The organism is Syntrophotalea acetylenivorans, assembly GCF_001887775.1.
GTDB classification, from domain to species: domain Bacteria; phylum Desulfobacterota; class Desulfuromonadia; order Desulfuromonadales; family Syntrophotaleaceae; genus Syntrophotalea_A; species Syntrophotalea_A acetylenivorans.
Map to the genome: position 1 here is coordinate 1,839,572 of NZ_CP015519.1, position 21,521 is coordinate 1,861,092.

The window sequence follows — 21,521 nt, forward strand, 5'->3', positions numbered from 1 at the left end:
CAATTAACCCACCCCTCAGGTTGCAGGCGGCGAACTGGCTGCCCGAACAGGATTGCAATGAATTCTAAATCACACTTCATAACAGTGCTGTCAACAGTCGTTTTTCTCGGCGGCTGCGCCATCCCGCCCCAGACTCAAAACAGCCCCAGCGTGCTAAAGGATATCGCTCGGCTGAACAACAGCCAGCAGCAACTGGATCACCGAATCGACCAACTGCAGCAGCAACTGCAATTGGTAGAAGCACGCCTTGAGGAACAACAAGCCACGACAGCCAAGTTACAGCAACTGGCAGCACAAAAGGGCACCGCAGGCTGGCAAAAGGCCGAACAAGCCTCCACATCCAAGCCCACATCAGCCCCCCAGGGTTCCCCGACAGAACTTTATTTGAAGGCTTTTGCCGATTATGCCGCTGGCCGCTACCAGCAGGCCATCAAAGGCTTTGAAGCCTTTGTCGACAACTATCCGGGCAATGACTATGCAGGGAATGCGCAATATTGGCTCGGAGAATGCTACTACGCTCTTGAGGATTACCAACAAGCGGCAACTGAATTTGAAAAAGCCGCCTATCAGTATCCTGAAAGCGGCAAAGCCCCTGAAGCCCTATGGAAAATGGTTCCGGCGCTGCGCCGCATGAATCAATTCGAACAGGCCCGGGATGCACTACAGCTGCTGCTTCGACGCTACCCGGAAAGTCCGGCGGCAGCCAGGGCAAAGGCTGGCAGCTGAAAACCACAGACCGATAGCCACCAGGTTACCAGAAACATACTACATGTTTAATTTATAGGGGGGTCCCATGACCATCTTTCAAAAAGCACTGTTACTCTGCTGTCTGCTGTTGCTGCCCCTTTCTGCTGCAGCCCAGCCTGAACCCCACATCTACACCATCAAGAAAGGGGATACCCTGTGGGGCATTTCACAACGTTTCATCAAAGACCCCTATTACTGGCCTAACCTCTGGTCTCACAACCCTTTTGTGACCAACCCGCACCTGATCTACCCGGGCCAGAAGGTAGCCATTTACGATGGCCGTATTGTTTTTCTGCCTGAGGTAATTGAAACCACCGAAACCGTTAAAACGGAAATGGCAGAGGAGCAACCTTTGCCAGAGCCACAGCCGGAACTGACCGTCAAAGCTCTTGGCAGCACCGAAGGTTTCGTCAGCCTCGGCCAACTGGAGGGCGCCGGAACTCTTATCGATGCCACGGACAACCGACTTCTCATGTCGGAAGGAGATCAGGTTTTTATTGAAATAGAAGCCCCAGAGGGCCTGCAGTCAGGCGATCTTTACACCTTGATCCAGATAGGCGACACGATCGAGCACCCGGTAACGGGTAAAGCCCTAGGCCACCAGACCTCCGTGGTCGGCCAGGTCCGAATTGTTGAAACTACCCCACCGGTAGCCAGCGCCGTCATCGTACGCAGCGACAAGGAAATCGTCCGCGGAGCCCGGCTAATTCCAAGCAAGCTGCCTCAGCAGGTAGTTACCTTGAAAAAAGCTGAGCAACCTCTGAGCGGCTACATTATCGGTGGCGAGGACGAGAAGCTGGCCCTCAGCCAGCTCGATACCATCTACGTCGATCTTGGATACCAGGACGGCTTGCAGGAAGGCAACATGCTTTATATCACTCGCCCCCGCAAACAAACCGAGGCGGCCCTGAAGGGTCATAACCTGGCTCTGCCTGATGCCCTGCTCGGGGCAGCCGTGGTGCTAAGCACCCATGCCGATACGGCAGCAGCCCTGATTCTCAAGTCGACCCAGGCCATCTATGCCGGCGACCGCGTCATCACCCCGGCCGAATAGGCGTCCATCACCAACTACGCTCCCCAGGGTGCGCAAAATACCATGACCGCAAAAAGGATTGAATAGCCGTTCAATCCTTTTTGTTTTACCCTCCGGCAACTATCATGACCAAAGAGCAACAGGATTGGCTGCGTCTGCATTTGACCAGCGGCCTCGGCCGCACCGGACTGATCCGCCTGATGGATGCCTTCGGGTCACCGGCAACAATCCTTGCTGCCGGCCCGGACGCCTGGCAGCAAAAGGCCGGAATTCGGCCGGTGGTGGCAGCAGCATTGCCGGCTCCTCATTCCCCCCAACTGCTACAGACCACCCAGCGCCTTGCTGAGTTGGGTGTTTCTATCATCACCTTCTGGGACCAACAGAACTATCCCTCCGTTCTGCGCACCATCTATGATCCACCTTCCCTGCTCTATGTCCTCGGTTCCCTTCCTCAGCAACAAGCCTTTGCCGTGGTCGGTTCCCGCAGCGCCTCTCCCTCCGGAAGGCGTCTGACGTCGGAAATCTGCGCTGAACTGGCAGCTCGCAATATCACCGTGGTCAGTGGCCTGGCACGCGGCATCGACAGCGCCGCCCACCAGGGCGCTCTTGAGACAGGACGCACCGTAGCAGTCCTTGGGTGCGGCATCGATGTGGTCTATCCGCCGGAAAACGCCGACCTGGCTCAGGATATTATTGCCCAAGGCGCAATCGTCTCTGAATATCCGCCCGGCACACCACCGCTGGCAGGACATTTCCCGGGCCGTAATCGTATCATCAGTGGTTTGGCCAAGGGAGTGCTGATTGTTGAAGCAGCCGAAAAAAGCGGTTCCCTGCTAACCGCTGATTTCGCTCTGGACCAGGGGAGGGAAGTCTTTGCAGTGCCCGGACCGGTCTACGCAAAGACCAGTAGCGGGACCAATCGATTGCTTAAAGACGGCGCCCATCTGGTTACCGAAGCGAGAGATATACTCGAGGTACTCTGGCCCGCCTCAGCAACAGATCTGCCAATCCTGGCCGACGACCCGTTGCCGGAACGGTTGAGCAGCAAACAGTTGACGGTGTATCAAAGTCTGGGCGAAGAGCCGCTCCACATTGACGAACTGGCCAGGAAATGCTCCTTGACAGCTATGGAGCTTTCGGCTATTTTACTGCACCTAGAACTCGAAGGTGGAGCAGAACAGCTCCCCGGAATGCGCTATATCCGTAAAAGAACCCCCAGGCAGCGCGGAGGTTTATGACCGGGAACCCACTGAAAGAACGTGTGCTGGCTATCGTCAGCATTATCGCCCAATATGTCGCCGAAGAGAATCGGCTTCCTTCCAGTAGCGACATTGTCGAAGACCTGCTGGCTTCAGGTTTCGAAGCCGAAGAAATCGATGCCGCATTTCTCTGGATGGAAAACTTTTCCTCTCAGCAAAGCGACGTTTCAGCCAACCCCGAACTAACTATTCCCAGCCAACGTATTTTTACTCGTGAAGAGTGTCAGGCCATTTCTTGCGAAGGTCGCGGTTTTTTGACACAGATACGGGGTCTGGGTATTCTTGATGATGCTTCCCAGGAAGACATCATTCAAAAAGCCGTTCAGTTGGACGAGGACGAAATGACCCTCGCCGACGTGAAGAATCTGACCGCGTTGACCCTGCTTACCAAGTCTCACAACGATTGGTTGCGAGAGGTCGATTGCTTCATGGATGACGACTGGACGCGGCTCTATCATTGACGTTGTCAGACGGGCTGCGGACTCTGCAGCCCGTTTCTGTTAGAGCCTTGTTCGCAATCTTCTTATGGCCAGGCAATTTATTGCCTACAACCAATTGAGGCGTTCATGGCTAAATCACTAGTGATCGTCGAGTCCCCCGCAAAAGCCAAAACCATCGAAAAATTTCTTGGGCCAAATTACAAGGTATTGGCTTCCTACGGCCACGTCCGAGCGCTGCCGAGCAAACAGGGATCCGTCGATGTCGAAGCTGAATTTCAGCCCCTCTATCATGTTTTGCCTGAAAGCCAAAAACAAATCGCACTGCTGAAAAAAGAAGCGGACAAAAGCGATGAAATAATCCTCGCAACTGACCCCGACCGCGAAGGTGAAGCTATCGCCTGGCACCTTCTGGAAGCCCTTGGGATCGATGAATCGGGAAAATCTCCCACGGTCAAGAGGGTGACCTTTCATGAAATCACAAAAAATGCGGTTCAGGAGGCGGTAGCCAATCCGGGCCACATCTCACGGGATCTGGTCGACGCCCAACAGGCCCGCTCCATTCTCGACTATCTGGTCGGCTTCAACCTTTCTCCTTTTTTGTGGAAAAAAATTCGCTATGGTCTCTCTGCCGGCCGCGTCCAATCGGTAGCCCTGCGGCTGATTTGCGATCGCGAAAAAGAAGTCCAGGCCTTTAAGCCCGAAGAGTACTGGACGATCGAGGCTGACCTGCAGACGGAAGCTGGTACCACCTTCCGAGCCCGCTTGCAAAGTGTCGACGGAAATTCTCTAAAAAAGTTCGACATCGCCAACGAAACCGCGGCCACTGCCCTGGTTGACGCCCTGACCGACCAGACCATTCAGGTCGCCAATATCAAGCGCACGGAAAAAAAGCGTCAGCCGTCAGCTCCGTTTACCACCAGTACCTTGCAACAGGAAGCCAGTCGCAAACTGGGATTCTCGGCCCGCAAGACCATGAGCCTGGCACAAAAGCTCTATGAAGGCATCGACATCGGCAACGGCGCCGAGGGCCTGATCACCTATATGCGTACCGATTCGGTCGCCCTGGCCGAGGTCGCTCAACAGGAAGCCAAAGAGGTCATCACCAGCCTCTACGGGGCGGACTATGCTCTGAAAAAACCCCGTACCTTCAAAAACCGGGCGAAGAACGCCCAGGAAGCTCACGAGGCGGTCCGGCCGACCACCATTGCCAACACCCCGGACAAGGTGAAGCCCCACCTCAGCTCCGACCAGTACCGGCTCTACCGCCTGATCTGGATGCGTACCGTCGCCTCGCAGATGGCCGCGGCTCAACTCGATGCGACCAGTGTCGACCTCAGTGCGGGTGAACGCTTCATCCTGCGCGCTTCCGGCCAGGTAATTCGCTTCGCGGGCTTCATGAAGCTGTACATCGAGAGCAGCGACGATGCCGAGGAAAAGGACGACGCGACCCTGCCTCCGCTCCAGGAGCAGGAGACCGTCAGTTGCCAGGAGCTGCTGCCGGAGCAGCACTTCACTCAGCCGCCCCCCCGCTTCAGCGAGGCCCGCCTGGTAAAAACTCTGGAAGAATATGGCATTGGCCGCCCATCAACCTATGCCTCCATCATCAATACGCTGACGGCCCGAAAATACGTGCGGCTGGAGAAACGGGTTTTCTATCCCGAGGATGTCGGCATGGTAGTCAGCGATCTTTTGTCCAACCATTTCAAGCAGTATGTCGACTACAACTTCACCGCGCAACTCGAGGAAGATCTCGATGCCATTTCCCGCGGCGAAACCAAATGGCAACCGCTTCTCAAAGAGTTCTGGGAACCATTCATCACCCTGCTGAAGCAGAAGGAAACCGAAATTTCCAAGCAGGATGTCACCACCGAAAAGACCGATCGGGAATGCCCCGAATGCAAAAAACCTCTGGTCATCAAGCTCGGCCGCGCCGGCCGTTTTATGGCCTGCAGCGGTTTTCCCGACTGCCGCTACACCGAGGCTCTGAACGGCGAGGCCAAAGAAGAACCGGTGATGTCCGACCAGAAGTGCGAAAAATGCGGCGCGCCCATGCTGATCAAAGAAGGCCGCTACGGTAAATTTTACGCCTGCTCCGCCTATCCGGCCTGCAAAAACATTCAACCCCTGGTCAAGCCCAAAGCCCTGGGGATTACCTGCCCAGCCTGTAAGGAGGGCGAACTGCAAGAGAAAAAGAGCCGCTACGGCAAGATCTTCTACTCTTGCAACCGTTATCCCAAATGCAAATATGCCCTATGGGATCTGCCCATTGAAGAGGCTTGTCCAAAATGTGAGTTCCCGTTGATTGTGGAAAAAGTTACCAAGCGGGACGGAACCTATCGCAAGTGCCCACAGGAAGAATGCGACTGGAAGCTGGTGCTGGTGCCGCCAGTGAAAAAAGCCGCGAAGAAACCAGCGGCCAAAAAGGCGGCCCCTAAAAAAACCGCGGCAAAAAAAACCGCAACTAAAAAGACCACCGCGGCAAAAGCTCCACCCAAGAAGAAGGCCGCCACTAAAACTAAAAAGGCAGCGGCGACCAAGCCTAAAAAGGACTGAGTATTTTCAACCGACCGGACCCCGAAGTCCGGTCGGTTTTACTTTACGGACCGGCACCGCCTGCGGCGTCGGCATAGGAATTCGAACGTGTCCATCACTCCAAAAGTTACCGTTATCGGAGCCGGCCTGGCCGGCTGTGAAGCAGCCTGGCAGGCCGCCCGCGCAGGCTATTCTGTCACCCTGTTTGAAATGAAGCCGCAGCGTTTTTCAGAGGCACATCAGTCCACCGATCTTGCGGAATTGGTCTGTTCCAACAGCTTTCGGGGCGCTGGCATGAACAACGCCGTCGGCTGCCTGAAAGAAGAACTGCGCCGTTGCAACACCCTGTTCATGGAAGCAGCCGATGCCACCGCGGTGCCTGCAGGCGGCGCCTTGGCCGTTGACCGGGAAGGATTTTCCGCCTACATCACCGAGCGTATCGCAAGCCACCCCCTGATCGATCTGCAACGACGGGAACTGACCGAAATTCCCGCCGAGGGTTTGGTAATTATTGCCTCGGGGCCCCTCACCTCTGCAGGTTTATCCAACGGGATTGCTCGCCTGACCGGCAGTGAACACCTTTACTTTTACGATGCCATTGCGCCCATTATAGAGGCCGACTCCATCGATTTTTCCATTGCCTGGCGGGCTTCCCGCTATGGGCGCGGCGGCGATGATTATGTCAACTGCCCTCTCAATCGTGACCAATACATGGCCTTTGTGGCCGCCCTTAAAGAGGCTGAAAAGGTACCGGGAAGGGATTTTGAGAAAATTATCCACTTCGAAGGTTGCATGCCCGTCGAAGAGATGGCCGCACGGGGCGATCAGACCCTGGCCTTCGGTCCGATGAAGCCGGTTGGCCTGCCTGACCCGCGTACCGGCCGCGACCCCTTTGCCGTACTGCAATTACGTCAGGACAACCTGCACGCTACCCTGTACAACATGGTCGGTTTTCAGACCAAACTGACCTATCCGGAGCAGCGTCGCATCTTCCGCACCATACCCGGTCTGGAACAGGCACGCTTCGCCCGCCTGGGAAGCATGCATCGCAACACTTTCATCAACGCCCCCCGCTGCCTGCACAATGGCCTGCAATACAAGGAGGACCCACGATTGTTTTTCGCCGGCCAGATCACGGGCGTCGAAGGCTACGTCGAATCGGCAGCCACCGGCCTGCTGGCTGGTCTTCATGCTACAGCGCAACTGAGGGGTCAGGCACCGCTGCAGCCACCGGCTACCACCGCCCTCGGTGCTCTGCTGCACCATCTGGCCGCGTCCAGCCCCGAAGATTTTCAACCCATGAACGTCAATTACGGACTCTTCCCTCCCCTGCAGGGCGCTCGAATGAAACGCAGTGAACGTCGATTGGCCATGGCCGAGCGTGCACTGACAGATATTGTTCCCTGGTGGCAAAAAGTGTCCACAACCTTATCCATCCCCCTGCAGCAAACCCCATAAAATGGCCCTCCGGAAAAAGGTTTGCTTTTTGCAGTGACCGATCAGGTTCGTATATCTTCACTATCGCGGGCATATGTCCTATACTGACCATCAGCTTTGACAGCTCGGTCAAGCGCCACACCAAATGGGATGTTGCCAGTCTCCCGTAATAAAGTAGGGATTTAATGTCTGCCCCTTTGACCACAACAGAATCCCCTGAGGCACTACTGAAACGGTTAGCCGCCGCACCGGAACTTGAGTCTTTTGAGCTGGCGCTCTACGACCGCCAATTTTTATTGTTGGCAATCAGTTCCCCCGAAGCAGCTTTATGCGGCAACCCGAGTAGTCCCTTTTGCAATCCCGTCTGCCATGCTCGACGGGCGGCCAAACTGGCGGCAGCCGAAGCAGAAGATCAACCGCGTCTGGTTCACTGCCCCGGCAGCCTGCAAAACTGCCTGGTGCCCTGTCGAAACACAAATGGCCAACGCATCTATCTTCTCATTGGCGGCGGCCGGGAACCACAGATTAACCTTCCCTACCTGGAAGAATTAGCCTGTCTCAACCAGGTGGAGGCTTTTCCCCTGCTGAAACAGTGGAACCTGTTGCCGCAGTTCAAATCATCGATACTGCTGGAGGCGGGACGAACAGCGCAATCTCTGTTTTTGTCCTACACAGCTCCTCCTCCCGAGAGCCACAACGACGCCCCCGCCCCGAGCGAAGCACTAATCGAGGCATTACTTCAAGCCGACGACGTCCTGGCTGCAGCTTCGGATTGGCAAACTCTGAGCGAAACGATCAACACCCTGCTGGAACCGGCCTTTGGACCCGGCTCCATCTGCTTATTGGAGCCCGGAGAGAACGAACCTGACCTGCGTTGTCTCGACAAATGGCCCGCCTCTCAGATAGAAGACCCGGAATTTTCATCGACCGAAGCAGACCCGTGCGAAAGATTACAAACCAACGACGTACAACTGACCTGTTTGCCCCTGCAGGGGGACAATGAATTGTTCGGCAGCCTGCTTTGCTGCGGCCCTGCCCTATCGGCCAGGGATATGCAAATACTCAACATGCTGGCAGAGCGCCTCACCTGCCGCCTGCAACAGTTGACAAACCCCAAATCTTCCCCGGGGGACTCCGACCTAAGCGACGGAGATTTCAACCACCTGCTGACCCTGACCGACCCCCAGGAACTCTGCCAACACATCCTTGAGGATGCAGTCAGCCTGGTTCCTGCAAATAAAGCCTCGTTGATGCTGCTCAACAGCAACGGCAGCAAACTCCATTTACTCGCCAGCAGCGGTATGAACCGGGCCATGGCTGCCGATCTCTGCGTCCCCTCAGACCAGGGTATCGCCGGCCAAGTGCTGAAAACCGGCCAAGCCCTTCTGGTCGAAGACCTGGAACAGGATCCCCGCATCAGCAATCTGCCACGCCCCCGTTTTCAATCAAAAACATTCCTGTGTTTGCCCCTGACAACAGGAAGTCAACATCACGGTGTCATCTGTCTGGCCGATCGACAAGACGAGCAACCCTTCAACCAACAGGACTTGGACCTTCTGACCCGGCTGGCCAGGTCCAGAGCACTGATTATCGAAAGATTGCATAATCGTCAGCAAGTTAATAAATTGCTTGGACAAGCCGCTCTGGACCCGAACACAGGGGTCTACAGCGCAAACATGTTCAAACGTCGCTTCACCGAAGAAGCCAGTCGAGCAACCCGCCTGCAGCAAGGTCTGGCCCTGCTCTTGTTCAAGGCCGACCAATTAGATGGAGCAAGTCAGCAGTCAACCCTCGACCTGGCTAGCCGTTTGAAAAACCTGGTTCGCAAGATGGACGTACTCGGCCGTCTCGATAAATACCTGTTTGCCGTGCTACTGCCTGACACTGCCAACGAGGTGGCTCTGTCTATTGCTAACCGTCTGCATAGCCAAAAAGACGATGAAGGAAATGACCTGCCGAGCATTTCCTGTGGCATCGCCCTCTATCCCAACAACGGTGCGTCCTTCGACACATTGCTGCAATCGGCAAAAGATGCCCTGGTTAGAGCCCACCAACAGGGCGGCAACAGGGCGATGCCCTGTCAAAGTTCAGCCAATAACGATAAGATTGTTTTTCTTTAGCATCCTGGCGGACTTGACGGGTCTAAACGCATTTTCAACAAATCTCGCATTAATCTCTTTTCCTGCCAGCGACTTCTGAATCAACCCCCTCTTTTCTTGTAGGATTGTCTCTGCTATAAAGGCGGTCAATAAACTGTCCGGCAAACTTCACAAACTTTCTTTTATGCCTATCAGGAAGGTCCCATGTCCCCTGCTAACGAATCGCCCCTCTATGACCCTGAAACTCCCCTGCTAATTCTGGCCTCAGCCTCGCCGCGCCGAAAAGATCTCCTGTCCTCCCTCGGCATCGACTTTCAGGTGGTACCGAGCCAGGCCGCGGAAACATTGCTAGCCAATGAATCGCCCCGGCAACATGTGATGCGCTTGAGCCGGGAAAAAGCCCTGGAAGTTGCCCGTCGCAAGGAGGTTCCGGGACGCTGGTTTCTCGGCAGCGACACCGTGGTGTTGCGGGACGAAACCATCCTCGGCAAGCCGGCCGACGCGAGAGAAGCCTCGACCATGCTCCACTCCCTTTCGGGGCGTAGTCATCAAGTACTGTCCGGTTACGCCATTTACGACCGCATCACCGAGAAGATGGAGGTCGAAGCGGTAACCACCCGGGTCCGGTTCAAGGAGTTGACAGACCGGGAGATCGCGGGGTACATTGCCACCGGCGAGCCCTTTGGCAAGGCCGGTTCCTACGCTATTCAGGGCATCGGCGCATTTATGATACCGGCCATCGAGGGCAGCTACAGCAACGTTGTCGGCCTCCCCCTATGCGAAGTAGTGGCCGCCCTGGAACGTCTCGGCGCCCTGCGCCTGTTTGCGAACGCAGAGTGAGCACTTCGCCCTAGCCGTAGCGGTCCACCCTTTTCCTTACAGATTCGGAACCGACCATGAACATTCAGGACAATCTAGCCGCTATCAACGGACGTATTCTGCAAGCCTGCCAACGGGCCGACCGTGACCCCAATGAGGTTCGCCTGGTGGCAGTATCTAAAACCAAACCGGCAGCCATGATCGAAGAGGCGGCAGCAGTGGGCCAGCACCTGTTTGGCGAAAGCTACGCCCAGGAGTTCAGCGCCAAGTTCGACCAACTCGGCACCGCTGTCGACTGGCATTTCATCGGCGGCCTGCAGACCAACAAGGTCAAATACCTGCGAGGCAAAGTCAGTCTGATCCACTCCGTCGACCGCCTGTCTCTAGCCCGGGAGATCAACCGCCAGTGGGCCAAGGTCGACCAGGTTGCCAACATTCTCATTCAGCTTAATCTCGGCGCTGAAGCGAGCAAGTCGGGCGCCGGCGAGGCGGAACTGGAACAACTGCTGAGACAGGTGGCGGAATTGCCCAACCTGCATATTCGAGGGTTGATGGCTCTACCCCCCTATCTCGACGATCCTGAAGAGGTCCGCCCCTATTTTCGGCAACTTCGGCAACTGTCCGAAGCAATGAAAGCCCGCCAAATTCCAGGCATCGAATTACAGGAACTATCCATGGGCATGAGCCACGACTTTGAAGTGGCCATTGAAGAAGGTGCGACCCTGGTCCGGGTCGGCTCGGCGATCTTCGGCACCCGTAGTTAGGAGGCTGTCGAACTTGCCATGAACCGACTGCAAAGTTGTCTGATCGGTCCGCTAAGTCCGACACCCTCCTGGAAGGCAAACCATGAGCAATCAGCAACCTCGGGCCCTGTGGGCCTCCCGTCTCGGTTTTATTCTGGCCGCTGCCGGCAGTGCCGTCGGCCTTGGCAATATCTGGAAGTTCCCCTACATCACCGGTCTCAACGGCGGCGGAGCCTTTGTCCTCGTTTACCTGGTCTGCATTGCCTTGGTAGGCCTGCCGATCATGATGGCCGAACTGATGATCGGTCGCCACACCCGGCGCGACGCGGTCGGCGCCTTTATTCAATTGGAAGGCCGCCGTTCTTTTTGGCTGAGTGCCGGCTGGGTCAGCGTCGGAGCGGCCTTTATCATTTTATCTTACTATTCGGTGGTCGCCGGCTGGACCCTCGACTACGTCTATCGGGCCCTGATAGGCAGCTTCAGCGGCCAGCCCACAGAGGTGGTCGAAGGACTTTTCAGCGGCCTGATTGCTGACGGTCCACGCCAGATCGCCTGGCATCTGCTGTTTATCGTCCTCTGCCTGAGCATCGTTATCGGCGGGGTCCAGAAAGGCATCGAGCGCTGGAGCAAGATTCTTATGCCCCTGCTGTTCGCCCTGCTTCTGCTGCTTTTCGTCAACGGCATGCTCAGCGACGGCGCACGGCAGGGTCTGGCCTTCATGTTTCGCCCCGACTTTGCCAAACTGACTCCCGGTTCCGTCTTAGAGGCGCTGGGACACGCCTTCTTCACCCTGTCCCTGGGAATGGCGGCCATGATCACCTACGGCTCTTATCTCAGTCGCCAGGAGAACCTCTTCGCCGCCGGATTGCGCGTGGCCCTGCTCGACACCGGGATCGCCCTGATGGCCGGCCTGGCAATTTTTCCGGTGGTTTTTGCCGTCGGTCTGGAACCGGCCTCCGGCCCGGGCTTGATTTTCAAGACCATTCCGGTGGTCTTTTCCCAGCTCCCGGGAGGATACCTGTTGGCCATCCTCTTTTTCCTGCTTTTGTCCTTTGCCGCTCTGACCAGCGCCATTTCCCTGCTCGAAGCCCAGGTCGCCTATCTGATTGATGAACGAGGCTGGGGCCGGCCTAAAGCCACCGGATTTCTCGCCGGCCTGGCTTTCGTGGTAGGCATCCCTACCGCTCTGTCGTACAACAGTCTGGGCGATTGGCATCTCATCGGCGAGCGCTCCTTCTTCGACTCGGTCGATCTTATCGCCTCTAATTACCTGCTACCGATCGCCGGTCTGTTGATCGCGCTCTACGTCGGTTGGTTCTGGAAAGGAACCGAAGAAAAGGAAGAGCTCATGGCCGGTGGCGCCGGCTGGACCTACCCCGCCTGGCATTTTTTGATTCGCTATGTGGCACCTTTGGCGGTGGCGGTTATTCTTTATTACAAGATGGAGGAGACAGGCGTTCTAGCCTGGTTTGGATCCTGGTTTAAAGGATAAAGGAGGGAGCTATGCAACCAGATACTTTCCTGTTTGACCTCGACGGCACGCTGATCGATTCCCTGCCCGATCTAACGACTGCCCTCAACCTGTTACTAAGCGAACTGTCCCTGCCCCCTCTGCCGCGAGAGACCGTTGCCCAACTGGTCGGCGATGGTGCTACCATGCTGGTCCGCAGAGCATTGCCGGAAAAGGCTTTCTCCGCCCAACAAGTACAGCGTTTCTTGAGTTTATATCAAGAACACATGTTGGATGAAACCCGCCTCATGCCGGGCATCGACGACTTTCTCATGAAGCACCAGGGTGAAAAAATGGCGGTGGTCACCAATAAACCCTATGATCTTACCCTGGCTATCATCTGTGAACTCGGCCTCGATGCCTTTTTCTGCGCCATCATCGCAGCGGACGGCAAACTACCGAAAAAACCCCACCCGCAACCGGTCCTGCGAGCTCTGCGCGAGCTGGAGAGTTCCTCGGAAACCGCGGTAATGATCGGCGACCACCACACCGACCTGCGGGCCGGTTTGGCCGCCGGGGTCAAAACTTGTTTCTGTGCCTTCGGCTACGGCAACGACGATGGTTTAGCTTACGACTATCGGGCTGAAACAAGCAGCGACCTGCTACGCCTGTTCCCTGCGGAGAACCCTTGGTAGATTCTGAGCCTCGCCTCTCCCAACGGGAGATCGCTTTCTTTTTTTTCCCGCTGCTGCTCAATGTGCAGTTGATGAGCCTCTCCCATTCCCTCATCAATGCCGCCCTGGCCCGTCTCGCCCAACCGGTCCTCACCCTGGCCGGTTTTTCCGTCGCGATCGTGTTGCATCTGTGCCTGGCCTCACCGGCCTACCAGAACCACACCATTGCCATCGCCCTGATTCGCGGTCGCCGTTCCCTGCTGGGAGTCGGAGTCTATGTTGCAACCATCGCCCTTTATGTTTCGCTGCTGTTGGCCCTGGTCGCCTATACCCCTCTCGGCAAGCTGGTTTTTGAACGGTTGCTCGGCGTCAGTCCCGCTATTGCAGATGAGGCCCGCTCGGTGCTGACCATCCTGACCTTTCTGCCTTTTTTTACCGGCCTGCGCGGCCTCTGCCAGGGCATCGTGATTCGCGCCCGGCGCACCGGCCTGGTTTCTCTGGCCACCTTGATCCGGATTCTGTCGCTGGTCGGTTTCCTGTTGCTCGGCCGCCACTGGTTCAGCGGGGCTGCCGTCGGCGCCTTTGGCCTGCTGGGCTGCATCGCAGTGGAAACAGCCATCATGATATGGTTTGCCTGGAAAGCCTACACTCCATGCTCGACAGAACCGGAAAAAGGTCTGATAGCTATCTTCCGTTATGCCTTACCCCTGTCCTTTTCTTCGGCAATGCAGCAAACCGTGCCCCTTATGATCAGTGCCATTATCAGCCGCCTGCCCGACAGTGCTCTTGCTCTGGCGGCCTTTGGCATCATCCGCGGCTTTATCTTTTTACTGGCCGGACCGATGCGTAATCTGCAACAGGCCTACCTGACACTAATCAAGGACCGTACGGACTATCAAACCTTGACAGCATTCTACTGGCGGGTCGCCCTGGGCATGGGACTGATTACCCTGGCTATCGCCTACCCTCTCAATGGCATGGTGTTGGGCAAGGCCATGGGCCTGAGCTTCGATCTGCGCCACTATATAGCTCTGCCCCTGGCATTCTGTGCCCTTTACCCGGCTATTTCAGGAATTATCTATCTCTATCGCGGCGCGTATTCCGCCAATCACCGCACGGCTTTTCTCAGCTGGGCGACTCTCTGCAAGGTCGCTTATCTCTGTCTCTGCTGGCTGCTTCTGGCACTCACGTCACTAACCGTTCCCGGCGTCGCCCTGGCGATCTTTCTGCTCCTGTCCTGCGAGCTCTGCGAGGCCTGGTATCTGCGTAGCCGCCTGAAATTCCTTGCATAACAATTTGTGCCTGCCTACAATACTCAAGGGGCTATCGATCTTATCATGCACCGGCTGCAACATCGTCTGCTCGGCTCATATTCCTGGGAATTCTCGGCAGATAGCTCTGCTATTCGCTCTCAAATTCTCGGGTATCGGTTCTCGAACAGGCAATATTTCTCTTTGGTCCGTTAAGTCCGACACCCTCCCGGGAGGAGGCAATGAAAAAAAAACATCCTTGCCCCGACTGCCGGCGATGCCTGTGGTGCACTGACACTCGCTGCTCCGTTTGCCTGCGCGAATCAAAACCGTGTCAGCGGAAACTTTCCCAGGCCGAACAGATCGCCCTTTACGAAAGCATCAACCGCGTTCACCAACAGCAAAAAACGGAGGTTCGCATGAAAAAGCGCGCTCTGTTTCTCTGCACCGACAACTCTTGTCTCAGCCCTATGGCTGCAGCCCTGATAAATTTTGATTTTGGCGACAGATTGGAGGCCGTTTCTGCAGGCTTGACCACCCAGGACCACCCCCCCAAGCCACCGCGGTTATGGCCGAGCTCGGGATCGATCTCGACTCACAGGTTTCCAACTGCCTCAGCCGCTATGAACGGGAACCCTTTGATTACGTCATCACCCTGAATACCGAAGCTGAGAAAAACTGCCCCCTCTACTTCGGTGGCGTCAAACGGCATACCATGAGGTTCACCGATCCGAGCCAGGCCAAAGGCAGCGAAGAAGAGATCCTGGCCGAATTTCGCAAGACCCGCGACGCTCTCCGTCAGCAGCTAGGTGACTTCTTCCGCCGGCAGCTGGCCCAACAATAACCTGGCGGCCATTAAATTTGCTGTTCACCGTAGTCCTCGGTTTCCTTCGGCAAACCAGACCGGCCGCCCCAACTTCGGTAACGACCTCCATAATGAATGCTCCCAAGGAATTACCCGCTTCCGTCATCAACGCCATTTTTGTTCTTGGCCTTTTTTCCTCCATCTGCTTCCGCGTACTGCTGGTCGCCGACGCTCTCTACCCACCCTTGTTTCGCCCCATCTGGTATGGCGGCGTCCTCGGCTATTGCGGCTTCTTTCTGCACCGCTATCGCATCACCCGCAAACGCAAGAACGCCATCCGCGGCATGGACCTGATTGCCAAGGTTAACCAGAACAGCCTCGGAACGGAGGATCAGAAGGCCGTCAGCTATATCCTCTCCTCCATCGATCACAGCAAGGAAGGTCTCAATTATCTGATCATCTTTGTCCTCTCGGCTTTGGCCATCGCCGCCGACCTCTACCTTAGCTACTGACGCGGCTCGCTTTACCGTCTCCAGATAAAATAACGGTGCTGCCTCCTATGAGGCAGCACCATTTCGGCAGGCAAGGTGATTAGGATTTACTTTTCGGGGTCGGCGCCTCAGGGTGAGGCGCCTTGATAAAACGGTTTGAAAAGTCTGCCGAAGCCTATTCACCTCTCAGCGGAGAGTCAAAGGGGCAGGGGATTTTGCTGAAAGATCCGTGCTTGCCAGGAAAGGTCTCATCAGGTTCTTCGCGGAATTGGCGCATCCATTCATACAGCGCATTGGGATGGATCTCCAGATCCGCAGCTACATCTTCACCTCTCTGATCGCTATCGGTCACCAAGCGTACCTTTTCGACCTTAAATTCACAGGTGAAACGCCTTTTTCTCGAAACCATGGCACCCTCCCGTTGCTGTTTTAGCAACTTTTCGAACTTCCCAAAATTTCTGGGGAAGGTCACAAGTCTGGTCATCGCCCCTCCACCCGCCAAGCTCTCATTCGCTGTTTATTTTCAGGCCTCTATCTGTTGGCGAAACATTTTGCTGCTACAGTATAAAGACTATTTTGCCATGGAAGGAGGTCGCCGATGCCCTGGAATTCGGATTTCTGGACGGAACATGTGGGTAAGATATTGGTTACCGACATTATGAAGTGGCTGCCGATGCTGGGGGCCGCGCTGGTACTACTGTTGGTCGGTTGGCTGGCGGCACGCCTGGCCCAATTTGCGGTTGGCGAAATCCTCAAGCGGCTAGGTCTGGACCGGCTGGGCGAGAAGGCCGGCGCTGCCCGTCTGCTGCAAGATCTCAGCATGGACGCTTCCGTTTCACGGTTACTGGCCCGGCTGATCTACTGGCTGGTGCTGCTGGTGTTCGTGCTGGCGGCAGCTGAGAGCCTCGGCCTGCAGGGGATGAGTACCACCCTGCAAAGTGTGGTCGACTATCTGCCCAAAGTGCTGGCAGCCATGCTGATCCTGCTGCTCGGCGGCCTGATCGCGCGGCTTGTGGGCAATACTCTGGGTGCCATGGCCGACCGTTCCGGCATACGCGGTGGGCTGGCCCTGGGGCAGGCCAGTCGCTACATTATTCTGGTTTTCGTCGGCGTGCTGGCCCTGGAGCAGCTAGGCGTGCAGACCGCCCTGCTGGTAAGCTTCGCCACCGTCCTGATCACGGCTCTAATGCTGGCCCTGGCCCTGTCCTTCGGCTGGGGCAGCAGGGAGCTCGCCCGCTGCATCATGGCCGGCTTTCACCTGCGGGAAGTCTTTCTGGTCGGTCAGATTTTGCAGGTGCGCGGCCACAGAGGTCGACTAACGGCCATCGGTCCGATCAAAACGATGCTTGAAACAGAGCTGGGCCGGGTTTCTCTGCCCAACTACGTCTTTACCGAAGAAGAGGTGGTGATCCTGCCCGAGGAAGAAAGCGATGGCTGATGAACAAGCAGCATATCCGCATAAGAGACTACGTCGAGGGCAAACTCAGCGCTGAGGCCTCCCGGGAAGCCGAGGCCCATCTGCTCGACTGTAGCCGCTGCCGGCAAGCAGTGGAAGAGCTGCAGCAGCGCCGTACCGCTGGTCGCAAAGGAGGCGGACCCGGCCGTATTTTGAGCCGTTTCATCGGCGGCTTGCTGCGCGGGGAGCTAATCATTGTTGACCCCCTGCTGGAAAGGCTGCGATTGGTCAGGCCGTTCGGGCCGCCGAAAGCCGCAACAAGCGACGAGCCGCTGCGCGTGCTGCGCCCGATCGTTCTCAGCGGGGTCAGCCGGTTGTGGCGATTCATCGGCCGTTTCGGCCTCGTGCTGTCGTTGACAGCGGGAGTCCTTTTGCTGCCTCGGCCCGAGGGACTTTCCGCTGCCGGCCAACGGGGTCTGGCCGCCTTTGTCTTTACCGCCGGCGTGTTGGCTCTGGAACCGGTGTCCCTGCCCATCGCCGCACTTATGGTACCGGTCGCCTTGGTGGCGCTAAGAGTCGCCGACACGTCCCAAGCCTTTGAAACCTTTTCCCGTCCGGTGGTTTTTCTGATTCTGGCCAGCCTGTTTCTCGCCGAAGCCCTTCGCAAACACGGCTTGACCAGGCGCCTGGCGCTACTTGCAATCGTTGCCTCGGGGGGCGGCACCGGCGCCTTACTGCTGGGTTTGATGAGTATCTCTGCGCTTTTTTCCATGTGGGTAGGAAATACCGCCACCGCAGCCATGCTGATCCCGGTGGCCCTGACCATTTCCCGCGAGGTTTCCGATAGAGACGAGGCCGCCGACCTGCTGACACTGCTTGCTCTCGGCATTGCCTACAGCGCCAGTTTGGGAGGCATGGTCACTATCCTGGGGGCCGCAGCCAACGCCGTTGCCTCAGGCTTTCTAAGTAAAATCATGCCTTGGACCTTTCTCGACTGGCTGAAATACGGTCTGCCGGCCTTTGTGGTAATTTTTCCGCTGACCTGGCTGCTGCTGTTCAAGCTCATGCCGGTGGCGATCACACGACTCGATGTATCGCCCGCCCGGGGCCAGGTTCGGGATATGGGCCCGATGAATCGAGTGGAGCGGGAAATCCTCATCATGCTGGTCGTCACAGCCTGTCTGTGGATCGGCGGGCCTTTTCTGGAAGCCTCTTTGGGACTTCCTCCGACCCTGTTTTCCGCAGCCTTGGTAGCGGTGATGGCCGTTTGTTATTTGGCGATTCGGGAAATCATCGACTGGGAGGACCTCAAGGGGATCAGCTGGGGCATCTTTCTGATCATCGGCGCCGGACTCAGTCTGGGTGAAGCGCTGGTCCGCTCGGGCGCCACCGACTGGTTTGCGCTTCTGATTGCCCCGCTGGTAACCGGCTCGTCGCTCTTTATCAGCCTGATCCTGTTGGTGACGGTCTCTGCTCTGCTTACCAATCTGCTGAACAATACCACCATCGCCGCAGTATTCGTGCCAGTGCTGATCACCCTGGCAGCGGACCAACCGGCTCTGAACCCCTTAATGCTGGTGTTGCCCGTAACCCTGGCGACTACCTTCGGCTATTCGCTGCCCTCGGCCTCCGGCCGCATGGCCCTTTTGGCCGCTACCGGGATCGTACCGAGGGGTACGATGTTGCGCTGTGGCCTCGTCATAACTTTAGCCAGTTCTCTGGCGCTGGCTGTGCTGTTCTATCTGCTTGCAGGGATCGGCTGGTTCGGGTGAAGTCCAAACCCAGCCTTTTCAGCGCAACCTTCCACAGGTACAAGGAGAAACGATGCGAGTTCTGGTGATCGGCGCCGGAGTTACCGGGGCCAACGTATTGAAACAACTGCAGAAAAATCCCGCTATCGAAATCGTGACCGCCGATCCTCGCCAAGAGCACCACGCGGTTAAAGAGGGTATCATCGACAAGGTCGACATTCATGAGGTCCTGACACCTCTCACCTTGAAAACCGTGCTCGACCGGACTCGGCCCGATCTGGTGCTACTGGCCATGGCCGCAGAAGACATGGGACTGGGCAAGGCGCCGGGCATCGAAATCCTGGCTGACGCCCTGAAGCAAGAGATTTCGGCCCTGAGCATGGTGCCGGTGATCGAGGTGACCCGAGTGCGTCGCTAAAAGTTTGTCGGACCACGCGGGGCGAAGCGAAAATTTGCATGTTTGAGAACAGATTTCAGTTCATTTGGAGAGACTGGAAGGGCAAGCCTTTGCTAGACTTTTCTCATCTGTTTTCGTGTATTGCTCATCACCGATGCCCTCTATCCGCCCCATTTTCGGTCCTCTGGTACGGAGGGGTACTGGGCTTTTTCTGCACAGTTATCGTATCACCCGCAAACGCAAGAACGCCATCCGCGGCATGGACCTGATCGCCAAGGTTTACCAGAACAGCCTCGGAACGGAGGATCAGAAGGCCGTCAGCTATATCCTCCCCCCATCGATCACAGCAAAGAGGGTCTCAACTATCTGATTATTTTTGTCCTCTCGGCTTTGGCCATCGCCGCCGAGCGTTTTTTCCAAAAAAAACGCCGCCCTGTTACGGGCGGCGTTCATGTTTAGCTATAATCTGCTTCGGGATCGAAGTCACTTACGTCCCAACTCCCGGGAGCGTTGCGCGGCCCGACTAACGGCCTCCATCAAGGCAGCCCGCAAACCTTTTTTCTCCAAGGTCTTCACTGCCTCAATGGTCGTGCCCCCCGGAGAACAGACCTTGTCCCTCAGTACCGCCGGATGCTCGCCGCTTTCCATAACCAACTTGGCCGCACCAAATACAGTCTGGGCGGCCAACTCCAGCGCAGCATCCATGGTCAGACCCTGTTGTACGCCGCCTGCCGCCATGGCTTCAATTACCGTATAGACATAGGCCGGGCCCGAACCGGACAGACCGGTCACTGCATCCATCTGCCCCTCGCTGACTACCTGCACTATCCCCACCGCTTCAAACAGTTGCCGGGCCGTCAACAGATCGTCTTCCCCGGCATGACTGCCACGACAGATCGCGGTGGCTCCGGCACCAACCAGAGCCGGGGTGTTGGGCATCACCCGAATAACTCGCGGAGAACCATTTAAGTATTCTTCCAAAGTCTGGCTGGTCACACCGGCAGCGATAGAGACTAATAGTTTCTTCTGGTCCAGGGCCTTGGCGATTCCAGGCATCACCAGCGGTACAATCTGCGGCTTAATTGCCAGAACCACGACTTCGCTGGCGGTCACCACCTCGGCCACATCGGCCCTTGCATCGATACCATAGCGCTCAACCAACTGCAGGCGGCGATCTTCAACAGGTTCAGCAACCAGAATATCGGCGGCCGGAAAAGCTCCCTCGATAAGTCCCTTGATCAGAGCTTCCCCCATGTTGCCACCACCGATGAAACCGATTTTTCCGATGGATATCATAGTCTACGAATCCTTTCCTAAAAGGCTGCTGAAAACAGCTACTTGAGATATCTGCCGAATGCAAGTAAATATAATTATTCGGCCAGTGTCAAGAAGAGCCAGCCTTTTTGGCTGAAAAATGAAATCTTTTCGTTGGAAACGACCGGTTCTCAAGGGTTTTTTCACCAATATTTTTTTGTTGACAGCCTTACCGTTTGAAGAGTATATAGCACTCCCTACTAAACAGACTGTTTAGCAATGGTAAACTTAAATCGCTTCCTTATGGTTTGAATAGCGTTGGAGCCTGCCGTGAAGATCGGACAAAAACTGAGAAAGTTGCGCATGGCTGATTCCCTGACCCAGGAAGAACTGGCCAGCCGCGCCGACCTGACCAAGGGCTATATCTCGCAACTGGAGAATGACGCTACTTCACCGGCGATCAGCACCCTTAAAGACATCCTCGATGTCTTTGGCGTATCGATATCCGAGTTTTTTGCCGAACCCCATGAAAGCCAGGTCGTCTTCGGCAAGGATTCGACGGTCATCGCCACCGAGGAAGACGGCATCCGGGTCGAACTGCTGGTACCCGGAGCGCAAAATCGCACCATGGATCCCGCCCTGATCACCCTGCAAGCCGGCGAAGCCATGGAAGAGCAGTCCCTTCACGAAGGCGAAGAGTTCGGCTTTTTGCTCAGCGGCCGCATTGAACTGACCCTGGATGACAAAGCCTATATGGTAAAGAAGAACGAGTGCTTTTTTTTCCCGTCTGACCAGCGCCATGCCGTTAGAAACATCGGCAGCGGGGTGGCAAAAATTTTGTGGGTAGTTACTCCGCCCACCTTTGAATACAAAGGCAAATAACGTGCTGCTTGCTCCGTCGGCAACCATCGCCGTTGGCGAGGCAACATTACAGGGATAACACT

19 protein-coding genes and 2 pseudogenes are annotated in these 21,521 nt (G+C 56.3%); 19 read left to right on the forward strand and 2 right to left on the reverse strand.

The genetic code is table 11. The features are described 5' to 3' along the window. Window positions 1–57: 57 nt before the first annotated feature. From ybgF to A7E78_RS08515, 14 genes and pseudogenes are all read left to right on the forward strand, one after another. Window positions 58–726, forward strand: coding sequence for a tol-pal system protein YbgF (gene ybgF, locus A7E78_RS08450; RefSeq protein ID WP_083552918.1), 669 nt, complete (start codon window positions 58–60; stop codon window positions 724–726). Between the two features lie 67 nt (window positions 727–793). After that, window positions 794–1,801 carry a LysM peptidoglycan-binding domain-containing protein gene (locus A7E78_RS08455; protein ID WP_072283807.1) on the forward strand — a complete coding sequence of 336 codons (1,008 nt, stop codon included), beginning with the start codon at window positions 794–796 and terminating at the stop codon, window positions 1,799–1,801. A 104-nt stretch (window positions 1,802–1,905) separates the two neighbouring features. After that, complete coding sequence (gene dprA / locus A7E78_RS08460) at window positions 1,906–3,018, forward strand: DNA-processing protein DprA (protein ID WP_083553207.1); 1,113 nt, start codon at window positions 1,906–1,908, stop codon at window positions 3,016–3,018. Continuing rightward, window positions 3,015–3,500, forward strand: a complete 486-nt coding sequence (locus A7E78_RS08465; protein ID WP_072283808.1) for a Smg family protein — start codon at window positions 3,015–3,017, stop codon at window positions 3,498–3,500. Before dprA ends, A7E78_RS08465 begins: the two co-directional genes overlap by 4 nt. A 105-nt stretch (window positions 3,501–3,605) precedes the next feature. Beyond that, window positions 3,606–6,032: a type I DNA topoisomerase gene (topA, locus tag A7E78_RS08470; protein WP_072283809.1), complete on the forward strand. Its 2,427-nt coding sequence runs from the start codon at window positions 3,606–3,608 to the stop codon at window positions 6,030–6,032. A 51-nt stretch (window positions 6,033–6,083) separates the two neighbouring features. Next, window positions 6,084–7,469 (forward strand): annotated as a pseudogene (gene trmFO, locus A7E78_RS08475) (methylenetetrahydrofolate--tRNA-(uracil(54)-C(5))-methyltransferase (FADH(2)-oxidizing) TrmFO); the annotation flags it as partial. 164 nt (window positions 7,470–7,633) lie between these two features. Continuing rightward, complete coding sequence (locus A7E78_RS08480; protein ID WP_072283810.1) at window positions 7,634–9,568, forward strand: sensor domain-containing diguanylate cyclase; 1,935 nt, start codon at window positions 7,634–7,636, stop codon at window positions 9,566–9,568. 183 nt (window positions 9,569–9,751) lie between these two features. Then, window positions 9,752–10,387, forward strand: a complete 636-nt coding sequence (locus A7E78_RS08485) for a Maf family protein (RefSeq protein ID WP_072283811.1) — start codon at window positions 9,752–9,754, stop codon at window positions 10,385–10,387. A 56-nt stretch (window positions 10,388–10,443) separates the two neighbouring features. Beyond that, window positions 10,444–11,130, forward strand: a complete 687-nt coding sequence (locus A7E78_RS08490) for a YggS family pyridoxal phosphate-dependent enzyme (protein ID WP_072283812.1) — start codon at window positions 10,444–10,446, stop codon at window positions 11,128–11,130. 82 nt (window positions 11,131–11,212) lie between these two features. Next, window positions 11,213–12,601 (forward strand): sodium-dependent transporter, encoded by a 1,389-nt coding sequence (locus A7E78_RS08495; RefSeq protein WP_072283813.1) that lies wholly within the window; start codon window positions 11,213–11,215, stop codon window positions 12,599–12,601. Between the two features lie 11 nt (window positions 12,602–12,612). Beyond that, window positions 12,613–13,254, forward strand: a complete 642-nt coding sequence (locus tag A7E78_RS08500; RefSeq protein WP_072283814.1) for an HAD family hydrolase — start codon at window positions 12,613–12,615, stop codon at window positions 13,252–13,254. Further along, window positions 13,248–14,525 carry a hypothetical protein gene (locus tag A7E78_RS08505; RefSeq protein WP_072283815.1) on the forward strand — a complete coding sequence of 426 codons (1,278 nt, stop codon included), beginning with the start codon at window positions 13,248–13,250 and terminating at the stop codon, window positions 14,523–14,525. The genes A7E78_RS08500 and A7E78_RS08505 overlap by 7 nt, the downstream gene beginning before the upstream one ends. Window positions 14,526–14,991: 466 nt before the next feature. After that, window positions 14,992–15,327, forward strand: a complete 336-nt coding sequence (locus A7E78_RS14835) for an arsenate reductase/protein-tyrosine-phosphatase family protein (RefSeq protein WP_418361395.1) — start codon at window positions 14,992–14,994, stop codon at window positions 15,325–15,327. A 92-nt stretch (window positions 15,328–15,419) separates the two neighbouring features. Continuing rightward, window positions 15,420–15,800 (forward strand): hypothetical protein, encoded by a 381-nt coding sequence (locus A7E78_RS08515; protein ID WP_072283816.1) that lies wholly within the window; start codon window positions 15,420–15,422, stop codon window positions 15,798–15,800. A gap of 211 nt (window positions 15,801–16,011) precedes the next feature. On the opposite strand, the pseudogene A7E78_RS15770 reads toward A7E78_RS08515, so the two are convergent. After that, window positions 16,012–16,188: pseudogene (locus A7E78_RS15770) on the reverse strand (transposase); the annotation flags it as partial. 189 nt (window positions 16,189–16,377) lie between these two features. On the opposite strand from A7E78_RS15770, the gene A7E78_RS08525 reads away from it, so the two are divergent. The 4 genes from A7E78_RS08525 (at window position 16,378) to A7E78_RS14940 (ending at window position 19,693) form a co-directional block, all read left to right on the forward strand. Then, window positions 16,378–17,217, forward strand: coding sequence for a mechanosensitive ion channel family protein (locus tag A7E78_RS08525; protein WP_072283817.1), 840 nt, complete (start codon window positions 16,378–16,380; stop codon window positions 17,215–17,217). Further along, window positions 17,217–18,947 (forward strand): DASS family sodium-coupled anion symporter, encoded by a 1,731-nt coding sequence (locus A7E78_RS08530; RefSeq protein WP_072283818.1) that lies wholly within the window; start codon window positions 17,217–17,219, stop codon window positions 18,945–18,947. The genes A7E78_RS08525 and A7E78_RS08530 overlap by 1 nt, the downstream gene beginning before the upstream one ends. Before the next feature lie 52 nt (window positions 18,948–18,999). Continuing rightward, entirely contained in the window at window positions 19,000–19,344 is a 345-nt protein-coding gene (locus A7E78_RS08535; RefSeq protein WP_072283819.1) for a nucleoside-diphosphate sugar epimerase/dehydratase, read from the forward strand. 133 nt (window positions 19,345–19,477) lie between these two features. Further along, on the forward strand, window positions 19,478–19,693 hold the full coding sequence (locus A7E78_RS14940; protein WP_145924868.1) for a hypothetical protein: 216 nt from the start codon (window positions 19,478–19,480) through the stop codon (window positions 19,691–19,693). A gap of 113 nt (window positions 19,694–19,806) precedes the next feature. Here A7E78_RS14940 and proC read toward each other — a convergent pair whose 3' ends face one another. Then, window positions 19,807–20,619: a pyrroline-5-carboxylate reductase gene (gene proC, locus A7E78_RS08540; protein WP_072283820.1), complete on the reverse strand. Its 813-nt coding sequence runs from the start codon at window positions 20,617–20,619 to the stop codon at window positions 19,807–19,809. A 288-nt stretch (window positions 20,620–20,907) separates the two neighbouring features. On the opposite strand from proC, the gene A7E78_RS08545 reads away from it, so the two are divergent. Beyond that, a complete protein-coding gene (locus A7E78_RS08545) occupies window positions 20,908–21,459 on the forward strand; it encodes a helix-turn-helix domain-containing protein (RefSeq protein ID WP_072283821.1) in 552 nt (183 codons plus the stop codon). Window positions 21,460–21,521: the final 62 nt, after the last annotated feature.